The organism is Micromonospora sp. PRAS1, from assembly GCF_059553435.1.
This window is the reverse complement of record NZ_JCANNB010000022.1, coordinates 19,659-43,444: the sequence shown is the minus strand read 5'-3', so window position 1 is coordinate 43,444 and position 23,786 is coordinate 19,659. Positions and strand designations below refer to the sequence as shown.

The 23,786-nt window shown below is 70.3% G+C and carries 24 protein-coding genes; 8 read left to right on the top strand and 16 right to left on the bottom strand.

Going from position 1 to position 23,786, the window contains the following annotated elements; translation table 11 throughout:
* Nucleotides 1-150 precede the first annotated feature (150 nt).
* Nucleotides 151-1,545, top strand: a complete 1,395-nt coding sequence (locus AC507J_RS20585; RefSeq protein ID WP_496290856.1) for a short-chain fatty acyl-CoA regulator family protein — start codon at nt 151-153, stop codon at nt 1,543-1,545.
* A gap of 88 nt (nt 1,546-1,633) precedes the next feature.
* On the opposite strand, the gene AC507J_RS20580 is transcribed toward AC507J_RS20585, so the two are convergent.
* The 7 genes from AC507J_RS20580 to AC507J_RS20550 all read right to left on the bottom strand — a co-directional run bounded on the left by AC507J_RS20580 (nt 1,634) and on the right by AC507J_RS20550 (nt 6,587).
* Complete coding sequence (locus AC507J_RS20580) at nt 1,634-2,113, bottom strand: hypothetical protein (RefSeq protein WP_496290800.1); 480 nt, start codon at nt 2,111-2,113, stop codon at nt 1,634-1,636.
* Between the two features lie 110 nt (nt 2,114-2,223).
* Complete coding sequence (locus AC507J_RS20575) at nt 2,224-2,913, bottom strand: alpha/beta fold hydrolase (protein ID WP_496290799.1); 690 nt, start codon at nt 2,911-2,913, stop codon at nt 2,224-2,226.
* Between the two features lie 126 nt (nt 2,914-3,039).
* Nucleotides 3,040-3,594: a dihydrofolate reductase family protein gene (locus AC507J_RS20570; RefSeq protein ID WP_496290798.1), complete on the bottom strand. Its 555-nt coding sequence runs from the start codon at nt 3,592-3,594 to the stop codon at nt 3,040-3,042.
* A complete protein-coding gene (locus tag AC507J_RS20565) occupies nt 3,582-4,088 on the bottom strand; it encodes an SRPBCC family protein (protein ID WP_496290797.1) in 507 nt (168 codons plus the stop codon). Before AC507J_RS20565 ends, AC507J_RS20570 begins: the two co-directional genes overlap by 13 nt.
* Nucleotides 4,085-4,459 (bottom strand): ArsR/SmtB family transcription factor, encoded by a 375-nt coding sequence (locus AC507J_RS20560; RefSeq protein ID WP_496290796.1) that lies wholly within the window; start codon nt 4,457-4,459, stop codon nt 4,085-4,087. Before AC507J_RS20560 ends, AC507J_RS20565 begins: the two co-directional genes overlap by 4 nt.
* A 103-nt stretch (nt 4,460-4,562) precedes the next feature.
* Nucleotides 4,563-4,913: a VOC family protein gene (locus tag AC507J_RS20555; RefSeq protein ID WP_496290795.1), complete on the bottom strand. Its 351-nt coding sequence runs from the start codon at nt 4,911-4,913 to the stop codon at nt 4,563-4,565.
* Between the two features lie 183 nt (nt 4,914-5,096).
* Nucleotides 5,097-6,587 (bottom strand): M20/M25/M40 family metallo-hydrolase, encoded by a 1,491-nt coding sequence (locus tag AC507J_RS20550; RefSeq protein ID WP_496290855.1) that lies wholly within the window; start codon nt 6,585-6,587, stop codon nt 5,097-5,099.
* A gap of 266 nt (nt 6,588-6,853) precedes the next feature.
* Here AC507J_RS20550 and AC507J_RS20545 point away from each other — a divergent pair, with 266 nt between their 5' ends.
* Nucleotides 6,854-7,699: an endonuclease/exonuclease/phosphatase family protein gene (locus AC507J_RS20545; protein ID WP_496290794.1), complete on the top strand. Its 846-nt coding sequence runs from the start codon at nt 6,854-6,856 to the stop codon at nt 7,697-7,699.
* 9 nt (nt 7,700-7,708) lie between these two features.
* Here AC507J_RS20545 and AC507J_RS20540 read toward each other — a convergent pair whose 3' ends face one another.
* Entirely contained in the window at nt 7,709-8,566 is an 858-nt protein-coding gene (locus AC507J_RS20540; RefSeq protein WP_496290793.1) for a DUF4253 domain-containing protein, read from the bottom strand.
* A gap of 210 nt (nt 8,567-8,776) precedes the next feature.
* Between AC507J_RS20540 and AC507J_RS20535 the strand changes: the two genes are divergently transcribed.
* On the top strand, nt 8,777-9,952 hold the full coding sequence (locus tag AC507J_RS20535) for an RNA ligase RtcB family protein (protein ID WP_496290792.1): 1,176 nt from the start codon (nt 8,777-8,779) through the stop codon (nt 9,950-9,952).
* Nucleotides 9,949-10,557, top strand: a complete 609-nt coding sequence (gene prfH / locus AC507J_RS20530; RefSeq protein WP_496290791.1) for a peptide chain release factor H — start codon at nt 9,949-9,951, stop codon at nt 10,555-10,557. The genes AC507J_RS20535 and prfH overlap by 4 nt, the downstream gene beginning before the upstream one ends.
* A 22-nt stretch (nt 10,558-10,579) precedes the next feature.
* Here prfH and AC507J_RS20525 read toward each other — a convergent pair whose 3' ends face one another.
* Both AC507J_RS20525 and AC507J_RS20520 read right to left on the bottom strand, forming a co-directional pair.
* A complete protein-coding gene (locus tag AC507J_RS20525) occupies nt 10,580-10,939 on the bottom strand; it encodes a Sir2 family NAD-dependent protein deacetylase (RefSeq protein ID WP_496290854.1) in 360 nt (119 codons plus the stop codon).
* Between the two features lie 38 nt (nt 10,940-10,977).
* Complete coding sequence (locus AC507J_RS20520; RefSeq protein WP_496290790.1) at nt 10,978-11,475, bottom strand: DinB family protein; 498 nt, start codon at nt 11,473-11,475, stop codon at nt 10,978-10,980.
* A gap of 24 nt (nt 11,476-11,499) precedes the next feature.
* Between AC507J_RS20520 and AC507J_RS20515 the strand changes: the two genes are divergently transcribed.
* Nucleotides 11,500-11,757, top strand: coding sequence for a GNAT family N-acetyltransferase (locus AC507J_RS20515; RefSeq protein WP_496290789.1), 258 nt, complete (start codon nt 11,500-11,502; stop codon nt 11,755-11,757).
* A gap of 413 nt (nt 11,758-12,170) precedes the next feature.
* Here the strand turns inward: AC507J_RS20515 and AC507J_RS20510 are convergent, their stop codons facing one another.
* Nucleotides 12,171-13,427: a GlxA family transcriptional regulator gene (locus AC507J_RS20510; protein WP_496290788.1), complete on the bottom strand. Its 1,257-nt coding sequence runs from the start codon at nt 13,425-13,427 to the stop codon at nt 12,171-12,173.
* A gap of 141 nt (nt 13,428-13,568) precedes the next feature.
* Between AC507J_RS20510 and AC507J_RS20505 the strand changes: the two genes are divergently transcribed.
* On the top strand, nt 13,569-14,396 hold the full coding sequence (locus tag AC507J_RS20505; RefSeq protein ID WP_496290787.1) for a class I SAM-dependent methyltransferase: 828 nt from the start codon (nt 13,569-13,571) through the stop codon (nt 14,394-14,396).
* Between the two features lie 56 nt (nt 14,397-14,452).
* A complete protein-coding gene (locus AC507J_RS20500) occupies nt 14,453-15,472 on the top strand; it encodes a LacI family DNA-binding transcriptional regulator (protein WP_496290786.1) in 1,020 nt (339 codons plus the stop codon).
* Between the two features lie 58 nt (nt 15,473-15,530).
* Here the strand turns inward: AC507J_RS20500 and AC507J_RS20495 are convergent, their stop codons facing one another.
* The 4 genes from AC507J_RS20495 to AC507J_RS20480 all read right to left on the bottom strand — a co-directional run bounded on the left by AC507J_RS20495 (nt 15,531) and on the right by AC507J_RS20480 (nt 20,290).
* Nucleotides 15,531-17,231: an amylo-alpha-1,6-glucosidase gene (locus tag AC507J_RS20495; RefSeq protein ID WP_496290785.1), complete on the bottom strand. Its 1,701-nt coding sequence runs from the start codon at nt 17,229-17,231 to the stop codon at nt 15,531-15,533.
* Nucleotides 17,232-17,316: 85 nt separating this feature from the next.
* Nucleotides 17,317-18,138 (bottom strand): carbohydrate ABC transporter permease, encoded by an 822-nt coding sequence (locus AC507J_RS20490; RefSeq protein WP_496290784.1) that lies wholly within the window; start codon nt 18,136-18,138, stop codon nt 17,317-17,319.
* A complete protein-coding gene (locus AC507J_RS20485; RefSeq protein WP_496290783.1) occupies nt 18,135-19,055 on the bottom strand; it encodes a carbohydrate ABC transporter permease in 921 nt (306 codons plus the stop codon). The genes AC507J_RS20490 and AC507J_RS20485 overlap by 4 nt, the downstream gene beginning before the upstream one ends.
* On the bottom strand, nt 19,052-20,290 hold the full coding sequence (locus tag AC507J_RS20480) for a sugar ABC transporter substrate-binding protein (protein WP_496290782.1): 1,239 nt from the start codon (nt 20,288-20,290) through the stop codon (nt 19,052-19,054). Before AC507J_RS20480 ends, AC507J_RS20485 begins: the two co-directional genes overlap by 4 nt.
* Before the next feature lie 234 nt (nt 20,291-20,524).
* Here AC507J_RS20480 and AC507J_RS20475 point away from each other — a divergent pair, with 234 nt between their 5' ends.
* Nucleotides 20,525-22,357, top strand: a complete 1,833-nt coding sequence (locus AC507J_RS20475; protein ID WP_496290781.1) for an RICIN domain-containing protein — start codon at nt 20,525-20,527, stop codon at nt 22,355-22,357.
* A 149-nt stretch (nt 22,358-22,506) separates the two neighbouring features.
* Here AC507J_RS20475 and AC507J_RS20470 read toward each other — a convergent pair whose 3' ends face one another.
* Nucleotides 22,507-23,673: a glycoside hydrolase family 12 protein gene (locus AC507J_RS20470; RefSeq protein WP_496290780.1), complete on the bottom strand. Its 1,167-nt coding sequence runs from the start codon at nt 23,671-23,673 to the stop codon at nt 22,507-22,509.
* Between the last annotated feature and the right edge of the window lie 113 nt (nt 23,674-23,786).

Sequence of the window (23,786 nt, the reverse complement as noted above, 5' to 3'; positions counted from 1 at the left end):
GTGTCGCCCACGGTCACACGGCTGCTCGGGGCGGGTCGAGAGACGGAAAAGGCCAATTATTGAAAAGTCAACAGGCGATTTTGCAAACTTGCGAAAGACCCGATTCACAGCAGTGCTAATGTGACCGGATTCCGCCGCGTGTACAGGGAGGTGAGGGCGTTGGCCAAGACCTTTGCCGGGGCCCGGCTGCGTCGGATGCGGGAGGAACGGGCCCTCAGCCAGACCGAGCTGGCCCGACACCTGAACATCTCCCCCAGCTACCTCAACCAGATCGAGCACGACACCCGGCCCCTGACGGTCCCGGTGCTGCTGCGCATCACCGAGCTCTTCGGCGTCGACCCGACGGTGTTCGCCCCGCACGACACCCCGCGCCTGGTCACCGGCCTGCGGGAGGCGCTGCCCGGTCGGGCCGGCCTCGCCGAGCTGACCGAGCTGGCCACCCGGCTGCCCGAGGTCGCCGCCGCCGTCATCGAGCTGCACCGCCGCTACCAGCAGGTGGACGAGCAGCTCGCCGAGCTGGTCGGCGACCGCGAACGGGTCGGCCGCAGCCCGCACGACCAGGTCACCGAGTTCTTCTACCGGCGGCAGAACTACGTACCGGACCTGGACGAGGAGGCCGAGCGACTGGCCGCGCAGATGGGGCTGCGTCGCGGCGAGGTCCGCGGGCTGCTGCGCGACCGTCTCGCGCAGCAACACGGGGTACGCGTACGCCGTGAGGACGCGGCCGCGCTCGGCGACGAGCTGCACCGGTACCGCCCACAGACGCGCACCCTGCACCTGTCCACGTCGCTGCGGTCCGGGCAGGAGGCCATGCGGATGGCCGCCCAGATCGCGCTGCTCGAGTTCGCCGACGTCATCGACGAGATCGTGGAGTCGGAGCAGTTCGACGACATGCAGACCCAGATACTGACCCGGGTCGGCCTGGCCAACTACTTCGCCGCGGCGCTGATCCTGCCGTACGAGCAGTTCCTGACCGCCGCCGAGCAGCGCCGGTACGACATCGAGCTGCTCACCCAGCACTACGCGATGGGCTGGGAGACGGTCTGCCACCGGCTCAGCACGTTGCAACGGCCCCGGGCGCGCGGGGTGCCGTTCTCCTTCGTCCGGGTCGACCGGGCCGGGAACATGTCGAAACGCCAGTCCGCCACCGGTTTCCCCTTCTCGCGCACCGGCGGCACCTGTCCACTGTGGAACGTCTACGAGGCGTTCAGCTCACCCGGCCGCGTGGTCACCCAGGTCGCCGCGATGCCGGACGGCCAACGCTACCTGTGGATCGCCCGCACCATCACCCGGCACCACGGCGGTTACGGCCAACCCGGCAAGGTGTACGCGATCGGGCTGGGCTGCGAGACCCGGCACGCCAGCCGACTGGTCTACTCCACCGGGATGGACCTGCACGCCGCCGAGGCCGCCACCCCCATCGGCCCCGGCTGCAAGACCTGCGACCGGATGACCTGCCCGCAACGCGCCGCCCCACCCATCAGCCGCCAACTCGACGTGGACGAGAACCGCAGCACCTTCGTCCCCTACCCGCTACGGGGCTGACCAGCACCTGATCCATTCGGTTGACCATGAGGTCAGCGGCGAAGTTGATCCTCTCCGCTGCCGCCAACCTCATGGTCGACACGGCGGTTCAGGATGGCCTGCGGTTCAGGATGGTGCGGGACAGGGCGGTCAGGCGGGTTTGCAGGTCGTCGTCGGCGTGTCCGTCGAGGTCGGTTTCGAGACGCTCGGCCAGGGCGGCGACCGCCGGGAGCAGGTCGTTGAGCGGGCTGCCCTCGTGTCCCACGACGTAGAGCCGGTGGATTCCCTCCTCGGCGGAGATGCTCCGGTCGAGGATCCGCTCGCCGGTGTCGACCGCGATCAGCGTCACCGCGGTCGGCAGGGCCGGCTCCGGCAGCCCGAGTTCGGCGGTCACGGCGGCCAGGTGCCGATTCGCCTCATGCACCGGCAGTGTCCGAGCCGACTGCGCCGCGAGCGCCACCACTGCCTCGCCGCCGACACCGGCCACCAGCAGATCGCAGGCCAGCATCACCGCGTGGTGCGGGTCGGCGTCGTAGAGCAGCGCGCGGGCCTGCTCGACCCGCAGCCGACGAAGGAGCCCGTCTTCCACCAGCCGAGGCTAAGCGATCTCCCGCACTCGGCGACAGTCCGAGCCGCCGACGGCAGCGAGTCGCCCTTGCCGGTCTTTGCGCCGGGCGGCGGCAGAAAGCCTGTTCCTGCTCACGCACCGAGAAAGGGGACGATCGCGTCGAGGTACGCCCCCGGCGCGCTCTTGTGCACCAGGTGGCCAGCGCTGATGGTGACCAGCCGGGCCTCGGCCAGCCGGTCGGCGAGCTCGGCGACCTGCTGCTGGGGTACGGGGCTCGGCGCGCCGCCACCGATCAGCAGCGTGGGTGTGGTGATCCGGGCGACGACGTCGGCCCACCCCGGATCCGGATCGTCGATCTCGGGGCGGACCTGCTCCACCACCCGCCAGTCGAACGGCAACTCCCCCGCCGGCCGCTCGGGCGGGGCGGGCGGACGCAGATGTGGAAACGGCACGTCCTCCAACACCAGCCGGCGGATGTGCCCGGGTCGCGCCGCGGCAACCAGGCAGGCGACCAGGCCGCCGAGGGAGTGTCCAACCAGGTCGATCACGTTTGTGCCGAGGCGGTCGAGGAGGCCGAGGACGTCCTGGCCGAACAACTCCAACCGGTACGTGCCGGGCCAGTCACTGGCACCGTGGCCGCGCATATCGACGGCATAGACCGTACGCTCGGCGGCCAGTTCCGCCGCGATCACGTCCCAGTCGCAGGCGGCTTCTCCGGTGGCGTGCAAGAGCACGACGGGAGGGTGGGCCGGCTCAGTGGCGGGCCATACCCGCAGCGAAAGGCGGATGTCGCCGAGCATGATGTCGATCAGGTCGGGCACCACCGAAGCCTTGTCGACATCACCGCCCGAGGCCAAGCGATTCCGCTACGGGCAGACCCGCCGCTGAGGCTCTGCTGACCGACCGCGGGCGTCGGCAGGTAAAGATCGTCTCCGTGGACGAGGCCGTCACGTTCGGTAGCGCAGGTACAGGACGCCGTTCCGGAATCGGCGCTCATCGAGCAGTTCGAGGTCGGCGCGCATGCCGGTCGGCAGCCCCGGCTTGCCTCCGCCGACGATCACGGGCCAGACCAACAGCTGGCATTCGTCGACCAGCCCGGCCTGGAAAGCCTGCGTCGCGAGGTTGGCACCGCCGACGGTGAGATCGCTGCTGGCCGTGGCCTTCAGTTCGCGTACCGCGGCGGGGTCGAAAAGGCGTTCGAGTCGGGTGTTGGCGGTGGACACCGCGGCGAGGGTCGTGGAGTAGACGACTTTGTTCGGCGCCTGCCAGACGGTCGCGAAGTCGGCCATGAGCTTGGACCGCGCGGCCAGGGCGGCGTCGGTTTCCCAGACGGCCATCGATTCGTACAGGCGCCGCCCGTAGAGGAGGGTGCCGACCGGTCGCAGGAGGTCGGTGGTGAACGCGAATACCTCGTCGTCGGGTGGGAGCCAGGCGAAGTTGCCGCGTTCGTCCTCGATGTAGCCGTCAAGCGACACGTTCGTCAGGTAGATCAGCTTGGCCATGTCGCTACCTCTCGATGATCAACTGCAACGGTCCGGACGTTCATCAGCGTGGCGGCCAGCTTGGTGAACGCCTGGCGCCAACCCTCCTCGCTGGGGTGTGCCAGGTGTTCGGGGAGCCATTGGCGGATCTCGAGTCGCGTCCGCCGGTCGGCCTCGTCATGGAACTCGATCCGGAGCCTGGACTCGAACGGCTGAATGCCCGCCGGCAGCCGGCCGCTGACGTGCATGACGCCTTCGAGCAGTTCGCCGGCGGCGACGTCGGTGAGGTCGAAGTGGACGTGCACGCGAAGGTCGGGTACGGCGGCGTTGACCTCGGTCCACCGTTGATAGCCGCCGGGGCGTACGTCGAACTCGATCGTGTCGCGCGGCAGCGAGTTGCCGGTCGGGCCCCACCACGCCGCCAGGTGGTCGGGGTCGGTGAAGGCTCGGTAGACGAGCTCCCGGGGCGCGTCGACCACGCGGGAGATGACGAGCTGCGGAGTTTCGGTGTTCATTCGAGTTCCCTGGGGTCGTCGGCGATCCGGTCCGGGGCCACTCCGGCGGCCTGCACCGCGGCGAGGTGAGCATCGAGGCGGGTGAGGGACGAGTCCCAGAGCCGCCGGTAGCGCTCGATCCAGTCGGCCGCCTCGCGCAGCGGAGCAGCTTCGAGGTGACTCGCGCGCCACTTGCCGGAGCGGGACCGCGAGATGAGCGCGGCGCGCTCGAGCACCTTCAGATGCCGCGACACCGCCGGCATCGAGATGGACAACGGAGCGGTGAGCTCGGTGACCGTGGCGTCGCGCTCGGCCAGCTCGGCGATGATCGCCCGTCGGGTCGGGTCGGCGAGCGCCGAGAACACCGCGCTGAGCTGATCGGTGCCAGCCATCGGAAGCCCCCTTCACTTAACCAACATGTTAAGCGTATGGGGACACGGATGATGTTGTCAACGAAGGAGTCGCCGGGTCGGCTCGGTCCCGGCGCTGCGCCGGTTATCGCCCGGTCGTCGAGATGTCTCCGCCGATTCCGATCTCGTTGCCGTCGCTGTCGCGGAACACGTACTTCCATACCGACTCGTGTTTTTCGACGTTGACCGGCTCCAGACCACGCCCGGAAATGTTCGCGACCTCGGCGACCGGGTCGTCGACCCAGATCATGCTTACCGCACCGCCGGCTCGGTCAAGATCCTGGATGATGTACACGTAACGATCCTCGGCCAACTGCCAGACCGCCTCGGTTTCGTTCGGGTAGAAGGCAGGCTCAGCGCCAAGCAGTCGCCGGTACCACGCCAAGGCGGTGTCATAGTCACGCACCGGAATGCCGGCAAATATTCCTACCGCCATCTCCGCCTCCTTAGCCGATGCTGAACTCCGGCCGTGTCGGCCCGGCAGGACGAGACTCCGCAGTGTCGGCCCGGCAGGACGAGCCGATGGCGACGGAGCCGTGGACCGACAGTGCCCAGCCTAACGCTCGGCGGCCGCCGTCCCGGTGCTGGGACGACGGCCGCCGTGGAGGTCGACGCCGGGCTATCCCTGGGTGATGACGACGTCGTCGACGGCGGCCTCCACCAGGCTGGCGGTGGCCGCGTCGGCTGCCTGGATGAGGATCCGTACCGACTGGCCGGCGTAGCCGGTGAGGCTCCAACTGCCCGACGCCCAGGCGGCGTCGCGGTTGGTCGCGCTGCCCGACTGGGTGAACAGGGCGGTGGTGCCGCCGTTGTGCACGACGGAGACCCGGAAGAAGTCCGCGCTTGTGGCGTTGCTGCCGTGGGCGAGATACCAGGACAGCTTCAGCGTCAGTGGGCCGGTGGCGGGCAGCGTGATGGCGGGCGAGCGGACGCTTGTCGTACCGCCGTCGATGTCGTAGTCGCCTGCGGACGTACCGGCGAGTCTGCCGGTGACCAGGTTGTTCGTGCCGGAGATGGTGGCGGAGAGCTGCTTTGGGCCGCTGGAGTTGGTGGCCTGCGGGACGCCGCGCTCCCAGAGGCCGACGGTGGCGGTGTCGGTGCCGGCGGGGTTGGTGGTCCAGCCGGTGGCCGTCTCGAAGGTGTCCGACCAGATCACCGTCGCCGGGGTTCCGGCAGCGAGGGTCCACAGGGCGTACGCGGCGGCGTCGCCGGCCCGGTTCAGCACGGTGTCGGAGATGTTGCTCGGGTACGTGTCGCACGCCCGGTGGTAACAGGGGTCGAAGGCGCTCTGTGTGCCGCCCCACTTGGCCACCTGCGCTGCGGTCTTCACCCGGGACGCGCCCGCCGCCACGCCCGAGGTCTGCACGCCTATCGCGTTGAAGGGGGCGTCGTCGGAGCGGCCGGCGCCTTCGGTGTTCTCCTCGGTCTGCACGCCGATGGAGTCGTAGTACGCCTTCAGCGTCTGGCCGGGTACGGAAGTGATCCGGTTGATGAAGTAGCCACCGTTTGTGGAGCCCACCATGTCGAAGTTGAAGTACGCCTTGATCTTCGCTCGTTCCGTGCTGGGCAGGGTGTTGGCGTAGAACCTGGACCCGTTGAGGCCCTGCTCCTCGTCGGTCCAGAAGGCGAACCGGACTCGGCTGGTCAGGCTCGGATTGGTCGCCGCGAGGGTCAGGGCGATCTCCAGCAGCGTGGCCGACCCGGATGCGTTGTCATTGATGCCCGGACCGGCGGAGACGCCGTCCAGGTGCGCGCCGAACAGGTAGACGCTGTTCGGGTCCCCACCGCCGGGCCAGTCGGCGATCACGTTGGGGCCGGCTCCACTTGTGCAGCCGGAGGTGCAGTTCTGCCGTGTCACGGTGAATCCGGCGGCGACCAGTCTGTTGTACACGTAGGTCACCGAGGCGGTGTAGCCGGCGCTGGTCGAGCGTCGGTTGCCGCCGTTGGAGGTCGCGATCGTCTGGAACTGTTGCAGATGCGCCTTTGTGTTGGTCAGCGAGATGTCAGGTATCGCCAGGGTGGACGCCGCACCGGTCGTCGCGGTGGCGGTGGTCGGCGCGGCGACCACGGTGACGAGGGTCAGCGCCAGGGCCGTGCATGCACGCAACACCGAAGTGAATCGCAACGATTTCTCCTGCCGGCTAGGGAACGCCGGGATCACCGGCAGCCGCAGAGTAGGACGGCGCGAAGAATGAGGTAAACAGATCGGGCCATACCTATTTCTCCATAGCGCGACGAGTGCGAGGTGGCCGTCATTCGGCAAGCCGGGGCGGTCACGCGACTCGGCAACCATGATCGCGGAGAGCGATGATGCCAGCCGGTCGGATCGAGGATGCCGATACACTTGCCACCCTTCCGCGAGCGCAGGGCAGGTGCATGGCTGGTCGTCCGTACCGGGTTCCCCGGCCGCCGCTGGCCGTCAGCCTGGTTCTCCTCGCCGCGTTGCTGGCCGGTTGCTCGGTGGCGCGTCCCGCCGAGCCCACCCGGTTGGTGGTGCTCCAGATGAACCTCTGCAACAGCGGCATGGCGAAGGGCTGCTACACCGGACGCTCGGTCGACCGGGCCGCCGAGGTGATCCGCGCCGAACGGCCCGACGTGGTCACCCTCAACGAGATCTGCTCCGGCGACGTGGAAGCGTTGGAGCAGGCGATGACGCAGGTGCACGACGGCACCGTGGTGACCGCCTTCCAGCCGGCCCGCAACGGCCGCACCGGCGACCCGTACCGCTGCGTCAACGGGGAGCAGTACGGCGTCGGGGTGCTGGCCCACCTCGCGGCACCGGACCGTGGGCACACCGTGCACAACGGGTTCTACCCGGCGCAGGACCCGGCAGACCCGGAACAGCGGGCCTGGCTCTGCGTCGACGCCACCGACGCCTACTTCGCCTGCACCACGCACCTGGCGTACACCAGTTCGACGCTCGCCCTGGCCCAGTGCTCGCACCTGCTCGGCGTGGCCATCCCGGAGTTGCACGCCCGCGCCCGCTACCAGCCCACCGTGGTCAGCGGCGACCTCAACCTGCGGCACGGCGGCGCGCCGGACGTACGCTCCTGCGTGCCGGCCGGCTATCGGCACCGGCACGACGGCGGGGTGCAGCAGTTCATGGCCACGGCCGACATCACCATCGAGTCGACCCGGTCGATCGGCATGGCCGGCACCACCGACCACGCCGCGTTCCTGGTCACCCTCACCGCCGACCGTCCGCAGGATCCCGCCCTCTGAGCAGGGCGCTCAGTCCCACCAGAACGCCCAGGTCGGGGCGTCGACCAGGCGATCGGCGTAGGCGGGCAGCGTGCAGGGGCGCTGCCCCTGCCAGACGTTGTCCGGGCAGAAGGCGAAGTGTTCGGCGGCGATCGGCAGCGCCTCGGCGAGGTCTTTCGGCGGCGCGGCGACGCTCAGGTACAGCTCGGCGAAGCCGACGCCGATCACCCGGACCCCGAACCGCTCCTCCCAACTGCCCAACACCGCAGCGAGCTTGCCGGTGTCGTTTGTGTAGTTGACCGCGCCCTGCCAGCCCAGGGCCGCCAACGCGGCGCTGCCCCGCTCCGCGGCGACCAGGCCGAGACGCATGCTGGGCTGGGCCTGCGACAGCTGCTCGGCCCAGTGCTCCGCGTGCTGTTGCGGCGCCATCCGTGGCTGGGCCGCCGGGGCGAGGCCGGGCCAGTCCCGGCCGTACGGGGCGGTCACCGCGAGCCGCTCCGCCGGGGCGAGCATGTCTTCGGCCTCGTCGGTGTCGGTGTAGGACGCCCACCAGTCGGCGAGCAGCCGCTCGACGTCATGCTCCGCTGCGGAAAACGCCGGACGCGGCCAGAACTCGCCCTGGTCCCAGGGGCGGGACGGGTCACCGGGGAGGCTGTCCAGCAGCAACGGCCAGAGCCCGGAGTCGTCGTGTGCCGCGTGCAGCCGCGACCAGAGCCCGGCCGGCGCCGGGCCGTCGGTCAACCACAACACCGGTCGCTCACCGGCACCCTCGTCACCGCGTACCGTCCGCCCGGGCGGCAGCGGCACGGTCAGCGCACGCGGACGCAAGGCCCCGTCCGCGAACAACTCCACCAGGTCAGCGGGCATCTCGTTCAGCTGCGACGTCACGAGGCGTGAGGATAGCGACGGGGTCGGACAGTCGGTGACCGACGGGCCGGACGGCGGAATAATCGGTTGCCCGGGCGGTACGGCTCCGGCAGGGTCTGCGTCATGACGTTCTGACGGACCGCACCCCTGGCGCGCCGAGACATCTCCGGCGTCCGCCCGTGCCATCACGCCCGCCGTCCGTGCATCCTGCTTCCCAGGAGAGTCCCTTCCTTGTCTCAGCCCAGCCTGCGGCAGTCGCGTCCGCCTGCGACCGACCCGGCCACGATCACCGTTTTCGCCTCCCCCACCAGCTGGATCGAGTCCGACGCCGTCGCGCAGTGCCATCAGGTCGCCGCCCTCGACGGCATGATCCACATCGCCGCCATGCCCGATCTACATCCCGGCAAGGGCGCTCCGATCGGCGCCGCGATGGCCTCGACCGTGCTGTACCCGTTCCTGGTCGGCTCCGACATCGGCTGCGGCATCGCGGTCTTCCCGATCAAACTCAAACGGCCCGTACCGGAGAAGCTGGCCGCGCGTTTCCCCGACCTGGACCGTCCGCTGGACCCGGAGCGCGACGCCGACGATCCGGCCTGGGCCGTTCTGGCCGGCGAGATTCCCGCCGGCCACACCGAGGGCCTCGGCACGGTCGGCCGGGGCAACCACTTCGTCGAGCTGGCGCGCGTCGGCACCGTTCTCGACCCGGCGCACGCGAGCCGGCTCGGGCTGGCCGCCGGTGACCTCGTACTCGTCGTCCACACCGGCTCCCGCGGGCTCGGCGAGCGGATCCTGCGGGAACACACCGAGCGGTACGGCGCCGGCCCAGCGCCGGACCCCGACGCGTACCTGGCGAGGCACGACGAGGCCGTACGCTGGGGTGCGCTCAACCGGCGGCTGCTGGCCGCCCGGGTCGCCCACGCGCTGGGCGCCGAGCCGACCGAGCCGATCGTCGACCAGTGTCACAACCTGGTCGAGGTACGCGACGGGCGCTACCTGCACCGGAAGGGTGCGGCGCCGGGCGACGGCCGGGACGTGCTGGTCGCCGGCACCCGGGGCACCCCGTCGTACCTGGTGGCGGCGCACGCCGGGCCGGAGGCCAACCATTCGGTGGCGCACGGCGCCGGCCGCAAGATGTCCCGGGCCGACGCCCTGCGCCGGGGCCGGGTCAAGCACACCGTCGAGGAGTTGCGTCGTACGCCGGTGGGGTCCCTGGTGGTGTGCGGCGACCGCCAGTTGCTCTTCGAGGAGGCGCCGACCGCCTACAAACGCATCGAGCAGGTGATCGCCGACCTGGTCGAGCACCGACTGGCGACCCCGGTGGTGACCACGGTCCCGCTGGTCACGTACAAGACGGCCGATCCCGGTACGGCAGGGCGGCGGGACCGCCGGACGCGGGGCCGGCGGTGAGCGTGCAGCTGTTGCTCTCCGCCGGACGTGGTCCGCAGGAGTGTGCCTGGGCCCTGGCTCGCCTGCTGGGCCGCCTGGAGACCGACGCCGCTCGGCAACGGTTGCCCACCCGCCGGGTGGAAAGCGTTGCCGGTGACCGGCCCGGCACCTACCGATCGGTCGTGATCGAGATCCAGGGTCCCGGTGCCGAGGCGTTCGCCGCCACCTGGACCGGGACGCTCTGCTGGCAGGCGCCGAGCCCGTACCGGGCCGGCACCGGCCGGAAGAACTGGTACGTGACCGCCCGACCGTGCCGGGTGGACGCCGCCACCACACCGTTCGTGGAGTCGGACGTCGAGATCGTCGCCTGTCGCACCGGCGGTCCCGGTGGCCAACATCGGAACAAGGCCAGCACTGCGGTGCGGGTCACGCACCACCCCTCGGGGATGGTCGTCGTGGTCGACACCGAACGGCAGTTCAGCCTCAACCGTCGTCTCGCCCTGCACCTGTTGCGACAGCGCCTCGCGCAGGCCGACGAGGCCGCGGTACGCTCCGCCACCACGGCTCGCTGGCGCATCCACGACCAGGTGGTACGCGGCAACCCCACCCGAACCGAACGTCCCTAGTGGCGCGGTGCAGACGCGGCGGTCAGGCGTCCCAGGCGGCACGCACCAGAGCGGGAAGCAGTTGGGCGGCCGGACCGCGCAGGTTCACCTGGGCCACCGCGTCCAGCGGCGTCGGCTGCGGATTGATCTGGATCACCGTGCCACCGCACCTCGCCGCGACCTGGGGTACCTCGGCGGCCGGGCCCCAGACCAGCGCCGGGTCGGCGTGGAACGCCTCCGGTGTGGCGAGCGCCTGCGGGTCGTAGCGCCGCCACAGCCCGGTGAGGGCGTCGCGGAAGGTCGGCACCCCGCTCTCAGCCGACATGCCCGCGCCGGTGAAGACCACCACCCGTCGGGCCCGTCCAAGCAGCGCCGCAGCTTCCGCCACCGCCGGTTCCGCCATCTCACCCACTTCGCTGCTGGTAGGGACTTCGGCCGGCGTCATTCGGCGAGGATCTGCTCGCGGAGGATGTCGGCGTGCCCACAGTGCTGGGCGAGTTCCCGCAGCACGTGCAGGTAGACCCAGCGCAGCGGGAGCGGGCCGCGCCGGTTGCCGTGCACCAGGTCGTCCAGGTCGAGCGCCGCCGTCGCGCGCCGGGCCGCCGCGCAGGCCTCCCGGTGTGCCCGCTGGACGTCGGCGATGGTGTCGGCGTCGTCCAGGATGAAGGACTCGTCCGGGGTGGCGGGGATGCCGATCTCGTCGCGCGACCGGCAGCTGATCGCCTCGTCGAACCAGACCTTCTCCACGAATGTCGCATGCTTGACCAGGCCCAGCAGGGTGGTGCGGGACGGCACCAGCGACCGACGGGCCTGTTCTTCGGTCAGCCCGTCCAGGCAGGCGGTGAGCGCGGCGCGGTGCAGGTCGATGAAGAACTCGAACTGGGCCCGCAGTGGCTCGTCCCTGATGTCGTCGATAGACCGCGTTGCTGGAGAAGACATGGCCGAAGCATCCCAAGGCCGCCCTTGGACGACAACAACATACCGACGGCGGCGCGCTGCGCAGCGGCGCTGAACGCCAACGCGGCATGCAGCGTTTTGCACCATGCGCAGGACCGTGGCATGGACCGCTGCCTGATCACCTGCAAGGACCACAACCTGGCCTCCGCACGGGTCATCGAACGCCACGGCGGCGTGCTCGAGGACATCCGCGACACCGAACTCGGCCGTCTCCGACGTTACTGGGTTGAGCTGCCCAGCCGGGAAGCACCGATTTCTCGCTGAGGTCCCGGAGTAGGCGATGGTCGGCGGACCGGCAGGCCAGGATTCCGGACCTGGGCGGCGGACGTGCTCGACCGGTCCGGACGGGCCCGGGCATCGTCTGGCACATGAACGCCTCGACATTGACCTCCGGCACCGACGTACCCCGGTGGTCGGCGCTGACGCACCGCTGGCCGAGCCTGCTCGGCGTGGCCACCGCGATGCTGGTCCTGGCCAGCGGCCCGGACCGGGAGACCCTCGCGATCGTGGTCGGTGTGGCCCTGCTCTGCTATCTCGGTGCCGCCGCGCTGGACCGCCCCTGGGTGGCCTGGGCGGCCATCCCGGCCGGCGGCCTGCTGGTCGCCGCGAGCAAGCTGATCGGCCTGGTCTGGTGGGCCGGTCTCGGTATCGTCGCGGTGGTGCTGGTGGCCGTCGGCCTACTCGGTCGGGCGTCCCGACCGGCGCTCACCGCCCAGACCGCCGCCCTGATCGGGTACGGCGTGCTCGCGGTCACCGCGCTCTTCCTCGCGCCGACCGCCGGGCTCGTGCTCAGCGGTCTGGTGCTGACCGGGCACGGTGCCTGGGATCTGCTCCACTATCGACGCAACCGGGTGGTGCCCCGGTCGCTCGCCGAGTTCTGCATGCTGCTGGACGTGCCGCTGGGTATCGGTTTCCTCGTACTCGCCGCGGTCAACTGACCTTTGTGGATCATGATGCTCAACGGGCCCCTTGGACGCCTGGTAGCCGGCCCGGTAACGCGACGGTGTGACGCCGTACCGGTCGACGAACGCCTGCCGCAACGCCTCCGCCGAGGTGAATCCGCAGCGGGCCGCGATCCGGGCCAGCGGCAACCGGCTCGACGCGAGCAGTTGGGCCGCCGCCTCCAGCCGGACCGTGCGGACGTACCGGGCCGGCGTCTGGCCGAGTTGGGCGACGAAGAGCCGGGTCAGGTGACGTTCGCTCACCGCCGCCCGGGCGGCGAGCGCGGCCAGGCTGAGGTCGGCGGCCGGCGCCTCGTTGATGGCCTTGACCAGGTCCCGGACCAGGGTGTCGTCCGGCACCGGCGCGGCGAGGAACATGCTCATCTGCGCCTGGTTGCCCGGCCGGTGCAGATACGTCACCAACCCCTGGGCGACCCGCCGGGCCACCTCGCCACCGTGGTCCTCGGCCACGAAGGCGAGAGCGAGGTCGAGGGCGCTGGTGACTCCGGCGGAGGTGCTGACCGCGCCCTCGCGGATGTAGATCGGCGCCGGGTCGACCCGTACCGCGGGATAGCTGGCCGCGAGCTGGTCGGCGAACATCCAGTGCGTGGTGGCCCGGCGGCCGTCGAGGAGACCGGCGGCGGCCAGCACCGAGGCGCCGGTGCAGACCGACGCCACCCGCCGCGCCTCCCGGGCCAGCCGGCGTACGTGTCCGACCAGGCGGGCGTCCTCGGACGCGGCCAGATGTCCCTCGCCGCCAGCGACGATCAGGGTGTCGACCGGTCCGTGCAGCCGTTCGAGCGCGGCCTGGGCCGCCAGCGTCAGTCCGGACCGGCCGGTGATCGGCCGGCCGCCGGGCGAGACCACCCGGATCTCGTAGCGCGGGGTGTCCCGGCCCCGGTTCGCGTAGGTGAAGGTGGTGGCCAGGCCGGTGATCTCCAGCAGCTCGGCCTCGGGATAGCCGACTACGACGATGACCCGCGTCCCGTCCATCGCCCGACTGTATCGCCGGGCGTCGCTTGCTGGCCGGAGCTACCGGCCGGCGGCGGGGCGGAGGTGCTGCTGTCAGGGGCGGACGTGCTGCTGTCAGCAGAATCCGTGGTCCGGGGCGGCTCGGCAGGAAAGGCTGACGCCATGGGACTTGGTTTCGGCGGTGAGGTGGCCAGCTACTACCAGCGCTACCGGCGGGGCTATCCACCGGCGGTGGTGGCGGCGCTGGCGAAGGCGTTCGACCTGACGGCGCAGGACACGGTTGTCGACCTTGGCTGTGGCACGGGTCAGCTGGCCCTGCCGATCGCGTCGCGGGTGCGGGCGGTGGTCGGGGTCGATCCGGAACCGGACATGCTGACGCTGGCCCGCGATGCGGCCCGGGAGCAGGGCATCGACAACGTCAACTGGCTGCTCGGTGCCGACACCGACGTGCCCGCGCTGGTGGCGCTGCTCGGCGGTGGCTCTGTCGGTGCGGTCACCATCGGGCAGGCGCTGCACTGGATGGATCATCAGACGCTCTTCGCACGGCTTTCCGCGCTGCTGCGGCCGGGCGGAGGAGTGGCCGTGGTGACCAACGGGACACCCCTGTGGCTCCAGGACACCGCCTGGTCCCGTGCGCTGCGCGACTGCCTGGAGCAGTGGTGGGGCACCAGGCTCACGCAGACCTGCGGCACCGACGCGGCCAGCCAGCGACGCTACCGGGACAGCCTGGTCGCCGCCGGTTACGACGTCGATGAGGTCGTTGTCGAGTACGCCGATGAGATCGTCCTCGACGATGTCGTCGGCGGCGTCTACTCGGCCCTCCCCCTCGACGCCCTGCCCCCGCCGGAACAGCGCACGGAACTCGCCGCCCGGATCCGGGCGGCGTTGGAGCCGGAAACCCGGTTCCGGGAGAACGTCCGTGTCACGACGCTGTTGGGCCGGGTCCGCCGACCGGCGGTGGTTCGGCGTTCGGCCGGGCAACCGCATTGACCCTGCCGGACACCCCTCATAACCTGGGTTGAATCGATTCGACAGCGAGGAGCGGGATGAACATCGGGGAGATCGCCCGCCGCGCGGGCGTGTCCCGCAGCACCGTGTCGTACGTGTTGAGCGGCAAGCGGGCGGTCTCGGAGCCGACCCGGCAACGGATCCAGGCCGTCATCGACGAGCTGGACTACCGCCCCAACGCCAACGCCCGGGCGTTGAAGGAGGGGCGCACCCGTACCCTCGGGCTGGTCATCCCCCCGGCCAGCCAGCGCCTGACCGACATGCAGCTCGGTTTCGTCGCCAGCGTGGTCGAGGCCGCCGCCCGCGCCGACCTGGACGTGCTGCTCTCCCCCTCCGGCGGCGACCACGACCGGTCGTTCGAACGGATCGTGACGGGCCGCCGGGTCGACGGGGTGATCCTGATGGAGATCCGGTTGGAGGACGACCGGGTCACCCGGCTGCGGCAGAGCCGGTTGCCCTTCGTGACCATCGGCCGCACCGCCGAGCCGGCGGGCACCAGCTGGGTCGACGTGGACTACGAGGGACTCATCGCCCGGTGCGTCCATCACCTGGCCGATCTGGGGCACCGACATGTCGCCCTGGTGAACCGCTCGGCCGAGCTGGTCGCCGCCGGCTACGGTCCCGGCCACCGCGCGCTGGCCGGCTTCGCCCAGGCGGTGACCGAGCGGGGCCTGACCGGAGTCGACCTGTGCTGTGGTGACGACGCGCCCGCCGGTGAGGCCGCCATGACCCGGCTGTTGACCAGCCATCCGGAGGTCACCGCCGTCGCCACGATCAACGAGGCCGCGCTGCCCGGCATCCAGCGGGCGCTGGCGGCGGAGCGCCGGATGGTGCCGCGCGACTTCTCCGTCGTCGGGGTGGCCGCCACGCACTGGGCCGAGGACTTCCGCCCGCCGCTGACGGCGGCGGACGTACCCACCCTTGAGATGGGCGCGGAGGCGGTGGCGCTGCTGCTGGAACGGATCGCCGCCCCGACTGCCGGCCCCCGCCACCACCTCTACCGCCCCCCGATCTCGCTGCGCGCCAGCACCGGACCGGCCCCCCTGCCCCCGCGTTGACCAAGAGGTTCGCGTCACGGTCACGGGGGTGCGTGACGCGACCTCTTGGTCAACCGGGTCAGTGACGACGGTGGTGGTCGGCGGCGAGGAGGAGGTAGCTGCTGGCGGTCCAGGTGTATGCCCGGTCGCGCAGACCGGTGCCCGTCTCGGCGTCGAAGTTCTCCGCGAAGCCGGACTTCTCGCAGAGCGCCCGGAACCGGTGGCTGATCTCGTCGGCGAGCCCGGTGTGCCCCGCCCGGCGCAGGCCGTCCTCGATCAGAATCGTGGCCGGTGCCCAGATCGGCCCGCGCCAGTAGCCGTCGGCCGCGTAGTGCGGCGAGTCGACCGGCTCGGTGGCGAGCCCGTGTGCGGTCAGGTGGCGCTTCAGCCCACCGGCGAGCGCGGCGCTGACGTCGGCGGGCAGCTCCGCGCCGAGGACGATGGGCATGAGGTCGAGCAGGCTGCTGCTCGACCGGGCCCGACCGTCGCGCGCGCTCCGGGCGGTGAACCGCTGCCCGTCCCACAGCTCGCCCAGCAGTTCGGCGCGGATGCCTGCGGCGGTACGGCTCCACCGCGCCGCCTCCTCCGGTAGCCGCAGCTCCGCGGCCAACTCGGCGAGCTGGTGCAGTTGCAGTAGCAGCAGCGCGGCGAGATCGGGGGTCTCGATGACCCGCTCGCCGTCGAAGGTGGTGGCGTTGTCCCAGCCGCTGTCGTTGCCGTGCTGGTAGTGCGGCAGCTGGTGACCCGGCACCCGACGGTGGTCGAGCCAGAAGCCGGTCCAGCGCGCGAGCCGCTGGTACGCGTCGGACAACTGGTCGCGGGAGAGCGGACGGTTCAGTCGCCGCCGTAGCTGCCGCAACGCCCAGCCGTGCACGGGTGGTTTGACGTAGTTGTGCAGTACCTCCGAGTGGGCGACGGAGTCCGGCAGCGCCCCCGTCGGGTCCTGGTGGTCGAACGGCAGCTGGAACTGGTCCCAGGCCAGTTCCGCGTCGGCCCCGGCGAGGGCCAGCGCGTTGAAGCAGTGGTCCCAGCTCCACACCTTGTTCATCCAGTGCTTGGACATCAGCACGGCGGGGCGGGCGAGGAACCCGGCCGGCGCGACCGTTGCCGACCAGAGCACGTACGCGGCCAGTTCCGCGGCGGGTGTCTCCGGGCCGCGCCAGGGTGCCAGCGCGTCGACGAAGCTCGCGAAATCGGCGGCCATCGACCGGACGAGCTGGTCGAAGTCCCGGCCGGCCGGGTACCGGCTACGGGCGGTCCGGTACTCCTCGACGGCGATCTCCCACGGCTTGTCGCTCGGCAGGACCAGGGCCCGCTCGGCGGTACCGAGCGCCTCAGCACCCACCGCCCGCAGGTCGCCGGCGAGCGGGGTGACCCGGTAGCGGCGGCCGGTCTCGTACGAGGTGAGGACGTACGAGCCGGTGACCGGGTCGGCGTAGAGATAACTGCCGCTGAACGGGGTGAGGGTGTCCCGCGCGGCGGCGATCCGTAGACCGAGGCCACGGCCGCGCAACCGGACGGCCTCCGGGCCATCGTAGGTCAGCTCGATCAGGCCGCCCTGGTGGCGCCAGGTCAGCAACGCCGGGGTGGCCGTCACCGTGGCGTCGGCGGTGGGTGTGAGTCGGAGCACCGGATGCATTCCGGTCTGGTGGGAGACCAGGTGCAGGTCGTGGGCGTGGGTGTGCGCGGCCACCACCGGGGAGATGCTGAACCAGGATCCGCGATGGCTGAACGGGATGTCCTGGATGGAAAACGTCGGGCCGGTGCGGACGACGGTCATGGGCGCGGACTGCCTTTCCTGGTACGGCTGATGCGGTCGGCGCGTCGGTGCGCTCGGCGGGGTGGGTGCGTGCGGCACGGTCGGCTCAGTCCTTGACGGCGCCGGCGGTGACCCCGGCGGCGACGTAACGCTGGGCGAGGACCAGCAGCACGGTGGTGGGGATGGAGGCCACCACAGCGGTGGCCATGATCGCGTTCCACTCCTGGTTGTTGTTGCCGATGTACTGGTAGATGCCGAGCGTGACGGGCCGGTGATCGCCGCCACCGGCCAGGGTGGAGGCGAAGATGAAGTCCGACCAGGCCCAGAGGAACGCGAACAGTGCCACGGTCACGATCGCGTTGCGGCTGACCGGCAGCACCACCGACCAGAACGTACGCAGCCGGTTGGCGCCGTCGACGTGTGCGGCCTGGAGCAGGTCGTCCGGTATCCCCGACATGAAGGCGGTGAAGATCAGCACGGCGAACGGCACCGCGATCGTCGAGTCGGCCAGGATCAGCCCGGGCAGGGTGTTGAGCACCCCGAGGTTGAGGTAGATGGCGTAGAAGCCCATCGCCATGATGATCCCGGGGATCATCTGCGCGATCAGCAGGACGAACCGGACCGCGCCGCCACCGGGTGGCCGGAGCTTGGCCAGCGCGTACCCGGCGGGGGCGGCGAGGGCCAGGGTGAGTGCCACGGTGCCGAGCCCGACCACCAGGCTGGTGCCGACGTACGGCAACTGCTGGGTGAGCACCGCCCGGTAGCCGTCGAGCGTGCCGTCGACCGGGAAGAGGTGCGGTGGGCTCTTGCGCAGGTCCTGGTCCCGGGTGAACGAGACATTGATCATCCAGTAGACGGGCAGGAGCATCAGCCCGGTCAACAGGACTCCGAGCCCGGTCCGCCACCAGTCACGCGTCGCCCGGTTCATCGCAGCTGCTGCCTCCGCTCGTAACCGATGTAGACCGCTCCGGCGCCGACCGCGAGGATGATCAGCAGGTTGCCCACGGCCGCCCCGGGCCCGAACTCGGGTAGCAGGTTGCCGAAGCCCAGGCGGTACGACCAGGTGGCCAGGGTCGTCGACGAGTCGGTGGGGCCACCCCTGGTCATGATCCAGATCAGGTCGAAGACCTTGAGCGTGTAGATCAGCCCGAGCAGCAGCGTGATTGCCGAGACCGGGCGCAGCAGCGGCCAGGTGATCCACCGGAAGCGTTGCCAGCCGCTCGCCCCGTCCAGCGCCGCCGCCTCGTGGAGCTGGCGTGGAATCGCCTGCACTCCGCTGTAGAGCACGACGAGGTTGAACGGGATGCCGATCCAGATGTTGGCGATGATCACCGAGAGCAGCGACCACCGGGGCGAGGTCAGCCAGTTGACCGGGTCCACGCCGACCACCGCGAGCGCCGCGTTGACCAGGCCGGCCTCGCTGTTGAGCAGCCACGACCAGGTGGAGGCCGACACGATCAACGGCAACAGCCACGGTACGAGGAACAGCGCGCGCAGCGTACGGGAGAGCGGGAAGTGCCGGTGGAAGAAGAGCGCCAGTGCCAGGCCGATGGTGAACTGGAAGACAAGTGACACGACTGTGAAGACCGCGGTGTGCAGCACCGCCGGGGCGAACGTCGGCGCGGCCAGCACCTCGCGGTAGTTGTCCAGCCCGGCGAAGGGCGCACCGCCCTGGACGAACGAGCGGACGGTGTATTCCCGCAGGCTCAGCTCGATGTTGCGGTACAGCGGGTAGGCGTAGAAGGCGACCAGGTAGCCGACGATCGGGGCCAGGAACGCCCAGGCCGCCCACCGGGCACCGGCGGCACGTCGGTGTGGTGGGCGTCCCGTCGGAGTGGCGGTCACCGACCCGCCGCACGCTGCGCGGCCGACAGCGCCTCCTGCGGCGGCTGGCCGCCACTGAGCGCGGACTGCACCGCCGTCCAGAGCGGCTCGGAGATCTTCGGGTACCGGGTGCCGAGGTCGTCGCCGGTACGGCCCTTGGCCGCCCGGACCGCGTCCACCCAGACCTTCAGCTCGGCGTTCGCCGCCACCTGCTGGTCCTGCACGGCGGCCACCGGGGCGATATAGGAGAGCGTGCTGTCCGTGGTGATCAGGTTGTCACCGCTGGTCAGGCAGGTGACGATCTGCTGCGAGGTGGCGTACCGGTCGGTGTCGCCCTGCACCGGGATGGAGATGAACTCACCGCCGGTGGGGGCCGGTGCGGTGCCGCCCGAGCGGGCCGGGATGGGGATGATGCCGTACTCGAAGTCTAGCTTCGCCGCGTTGGCCAGCTGCCAGGTGCCGTTCTCACCGAACGCGTAGTCACCGCTGGCGAACTCCTGCCAACTGGTGGTCTGGGTGTTGTTGATTACGGAGTTCGGCGCGTGGCCGGCGGCCAGCCAATCGGTCCACAGGGTCAGCGCCGACACCGCCTGCGGCGAGTCCAGGGCGGTCAACTGGGCGCCGGCGCCCCAGAACCAGGGCAGGAACTGGAAGCTGCCCTCCTCGGTGCCGATCGCGGAGAAGGTGATGCCCCGCTTACCCGCGGCCTTGACCTTGACCAGCGCCGCGGTCAGCGACGACCAGTCGGTCACCGTGGCGATGTCCACGCCCGCCTCGGTCAGCAGGTCCTTGTTGTAGTAGAGCGCGAGGGTGTTCGCGCCGATCGGCACGCCGTACGTCCTGCCGTCGCGCTGCCCGGCGCCGAGCAGGTTGGGCTCCATCGCCGACACGTCGAGGTTCGTCTCGTCGGTCGTGGTGAGCGCGCCCGCCTCGGCCAGGGTGCTGATCACCGGGTTGTCGATGACCAGCACGTCCGGAGAGTTGCCCTGCTGCGCGGCGAGCAGCGCCTTGTTGGTCAGGTCGGTGGTGTCGTAGCCGGTGCGTTCGATCGTCACCCCGGCCGAGGAACCGCAGCTCTGGAGCAGCCGCACCCAGTCGGAGTCGTCGGTGAACTGCGGGTACGGGTCCCAGATGGTGTACGCCCCGCCGGCTGAGGCCGACGGATCGTCCGCGGAGCAGGCGGTGGCCGGGCCGGCGATGACGACGGCCAACAGGGCGGCGCCCACCGCGCGCCCTCGCCGGATGGAACGTGTCATGAGACGCCTCCTTCGAACCGATTCGCCGAATCGGTTCGGCCGACGATAGGCCCGCCCGGCAAATCCGGTCAAGAGAGTCGACGGGCCATCCCCTGAGCGCCGCAAGAAACCGATGCTTCACCCGAATGACACGACGTTGACATCCATCACTGCCAACTCCTACGCTCCCAGCGAATCGGTTCGCCACACCCCTGCACCCGGCAGGAGCGCGCTTCCGTCCCGAAGGAGTCCCCCGTGAAGCTCCCCCGCACGAGCAGACCAGGACCCGTCCGCCGCATCGTCGCCCGACTGACGGTCGGTGCCCTGGCGGCGACCGCCGTCGGCGCGGTCGCGACACCGGCCCGCGCCGCCGACGAGTCGATAAGCGTGAACTTCTCGGTGACCAGTGGCACGCCGACGTACCGGGCGGCCGGCTGGATCTACGGCATGACCGAGAACGCCGCCGGCCCGCCCGATCACTTCTACCGGGACGTCAAGTTCCGGTACATGCGCGCCGGTGGCGCACAGTTGCCCGGCAGCGGCTGGGTCGGCGGAAACTACGAACGCCGGTGGAACTCCACCCTGGCCCAGGCCCGCCGCACCGCCACGCTCGGTGGCGAGTTCATCCTCCTGCCGCACGACCTGTGGGGTGCGGACGGTGCCGCTATCTCCCGCTTTCCCGGCGACAACGGCAACTGGACCGACTACGACAACTTCCTCAACCGGGTGATCAACGACGTCCGCGCGGCCGGGTTGACCGTGCAGTGGGACATCTGGAACGAACCCAACATCACCCTGTTCTGGAACCGCCCGATCTCCCAGTACTTCGAGCTGTGGCGGCGTACCTACCAGCGCATCCGGGCCGAGTTCCCCAACCAGCTAATCGTCGGGCCGAGCTGTGCCTGCGTACCGTCGACCAACCACACCTTCTGGAACCAGTACCTGGACTTCGTCCGCTCGACCAACACCGTGCCGGACATCATCAGCTGGCACTCGCTGCCCGGCGACCCGGTGGCAAACGTCGCCGCCGCCAACGCCACCCTCGACCCGCGCGGCATCCCGCACCCCCGCCCGTACCAGATCAACGAGTACGCCGCGCCCGACGAGCAGAACCCCGCCGACGGCGCGTGGTACATCTCGCGGCTGGAACGCGCCCGCGCGGACGGACTGCGGGCCAACTGGGCCAGCGCCGGCAACCTGCACAACGACCTCGGCAACCTGCTGGTACGCAACTCGGCCGGGCAGCACCAGCCCAAGGGCGAATGGTGGGTCTACCGCTTCTACGCCTCGCAGACGGGGCAGATCGTCTCGGTCACGCCGAGCCCGTCGTACGACGCCTTTGCCACCAAGACGGCCGGGACGGCGAAGGTCCTGATCGGCGGGGGTCGGACCACCGGCAACCTCACCGTCAACCTGCAACGGCTGGACACCACCAGCGGCATCGTGCAGAACAACCAGGTGCGCGTGCTGGTGCAGCGGATCCCGAACAACGGCGGCGGCGCGGTCCAGGGCCCGATCACCGTCTCGTCAAACGTGGTCACCGTGAGCGGCAACAACGCCACGGTCACGCTGCCCTACACCAACCAGACCGACACGTACACCCTGACGCTGCTGCCGCCCGCCGAGGGCGGCTTCCAGTCGGTGGCGGTGGCCCAGCACTCCCAGCAGTGCCTGGACAACACCGACCGGGCGACCGGTGACGGCAACGTCCAGCAGCAGTTCCACTGCGACGGCGGCGACCAGCAGCTGTGGAACTTCCGGCCGGTGGCCGGCGTGGCGAACACCTTCACGGTGGTGAACCAGCAGAGCGGCAAGTGCCTTGACGTCAGTGGTGTCTCCACCGCCGACGGTGCGGCCGTGCACCAGTGGAGCTGCCACAGCGGCCTCAACCAGCAGTTCACCCTGCGCAAGGTGACCTATCCGGGCAACGACTCGCACGACTACCAGCTCGTGGCCCGACACAGCAACAAGTGCGTGGACGTCAGCACCATCTCCACCGCGCCCCGCGCCCCGATCCACCAGTGGACGTGCAACCCGGCGGGCCAGGGCAGCCCGCTCAACCAGACCTGGCGGCTCTGGGGCCGGTGACCGCCGATCACCGCCGGTGAACAGTCGACCAGCTGCGGCGGCCCCGTCCGATCCGAGGACGGGGCCGCCGTGGCCGTCGACGCGGTGGCCGGGTCAGGCCGGCAGGCGCCAGACCTGGTTGGCACCGACCTGAAGAGTGTTGACGAGCGTCATCCGACGGTGACCGAGTAGGACCCGGTGACCACCTCACCGCTGCCGGTGAAGATCTCCGGTCCGGCTTGGACGCTGGTCAGATACTTCGAGCTGCTCATCCAGCCCCGGGAGACCACGTCATTTGTGAAGTCGCGGATGTTGAGCGTCGCATTTGTGGTGTTGCTGGTCCGCACGTACGAGTAGACGTTCCAGGTGCCGACATAGCCGCGCCACACCTCCCAGGTGGTGCCGGCGATGGTGACGGTGCCCTGCCGGCTGCCGGCCGGGTAGGCGTTGGAACGGTACAGCCAGATCATCAGCTCGTCGGTGGGCTGGTCCGCCGAGCCCGGGTTGGCCATCGGGTGGTACCACATGTCGTACGCGACGTTCATGTTGCCGCTGCCGGTGACGCTGAACTGCCAGGAGGTGTTGACGTTGCGGTTGGCCGAGATCTGCACCGGCAGGCCGGTGTTCGGACGCCGCCAACCCCAGTGCCAGCCGAGGATCGCGGCGGCGTACGACTTGACGCTGCTGGCGCTGCCGCTCCAGGTGTAGCTGGTCCCCCACCGGATCTGATCCCCCGATCCGCCGGTGGTCCAGATGCACTGGCTGCCGGTGGCGCCGGTCGAGCCCCACTGGTTGTTGGGGATCCAGTACTTGCCGATGTCGATCAGGTCGCTGCTGTTGCAGAGCCGGCCGGAGGGCGGGTAGTCGCCGGCCGGCGGTGAATTGCTTGGCGGTGGCGTCGGGGTCGGTGTCGGGCCGGGGTTGCTGGATCCGGTGCAGGTCACCCCGTTGAGCGTGAACGCGGTGGGCACCGGGTTGCTGCCGGTCCACGAGCCGCTGAAGCCGAAGCTCGCGGTCCCGTTGGTGCCGATCGCGCCGTTGTACGACACGTTGGTCGCGGTCACCTGGACACCGCTCTGGGTCACGGTCGCGTTCCACGCCTGTGTGACCCGTTGACCCGCACCGTACGACCAGGCGAGCCGCCAGGACGACAACGGGTCACCGAGGTTGGTGATGGTCACGTCGGCGTTGAAGCCGCCCTGCCACTGAGCGGAGACCGCGTACCGGACGGCGCAGCCGACCGCTGCGGCATGGGCGACGGCCACCCCGACGGCGGCGGTGACAACGGTGACGGCCGCCGTGGCGGCACACAGGGCGAGGCGTCTACTTTTCGCCATTACTCTCTCCTTCGGTCCGGACCGCCGGCCGAAGCTGCCCCGATGTTCGCGTTCACTCACGACGGTTCTGTCCGTCCGATCAGGCGTGATCACGTACGGCTGCGGCAGTCGGC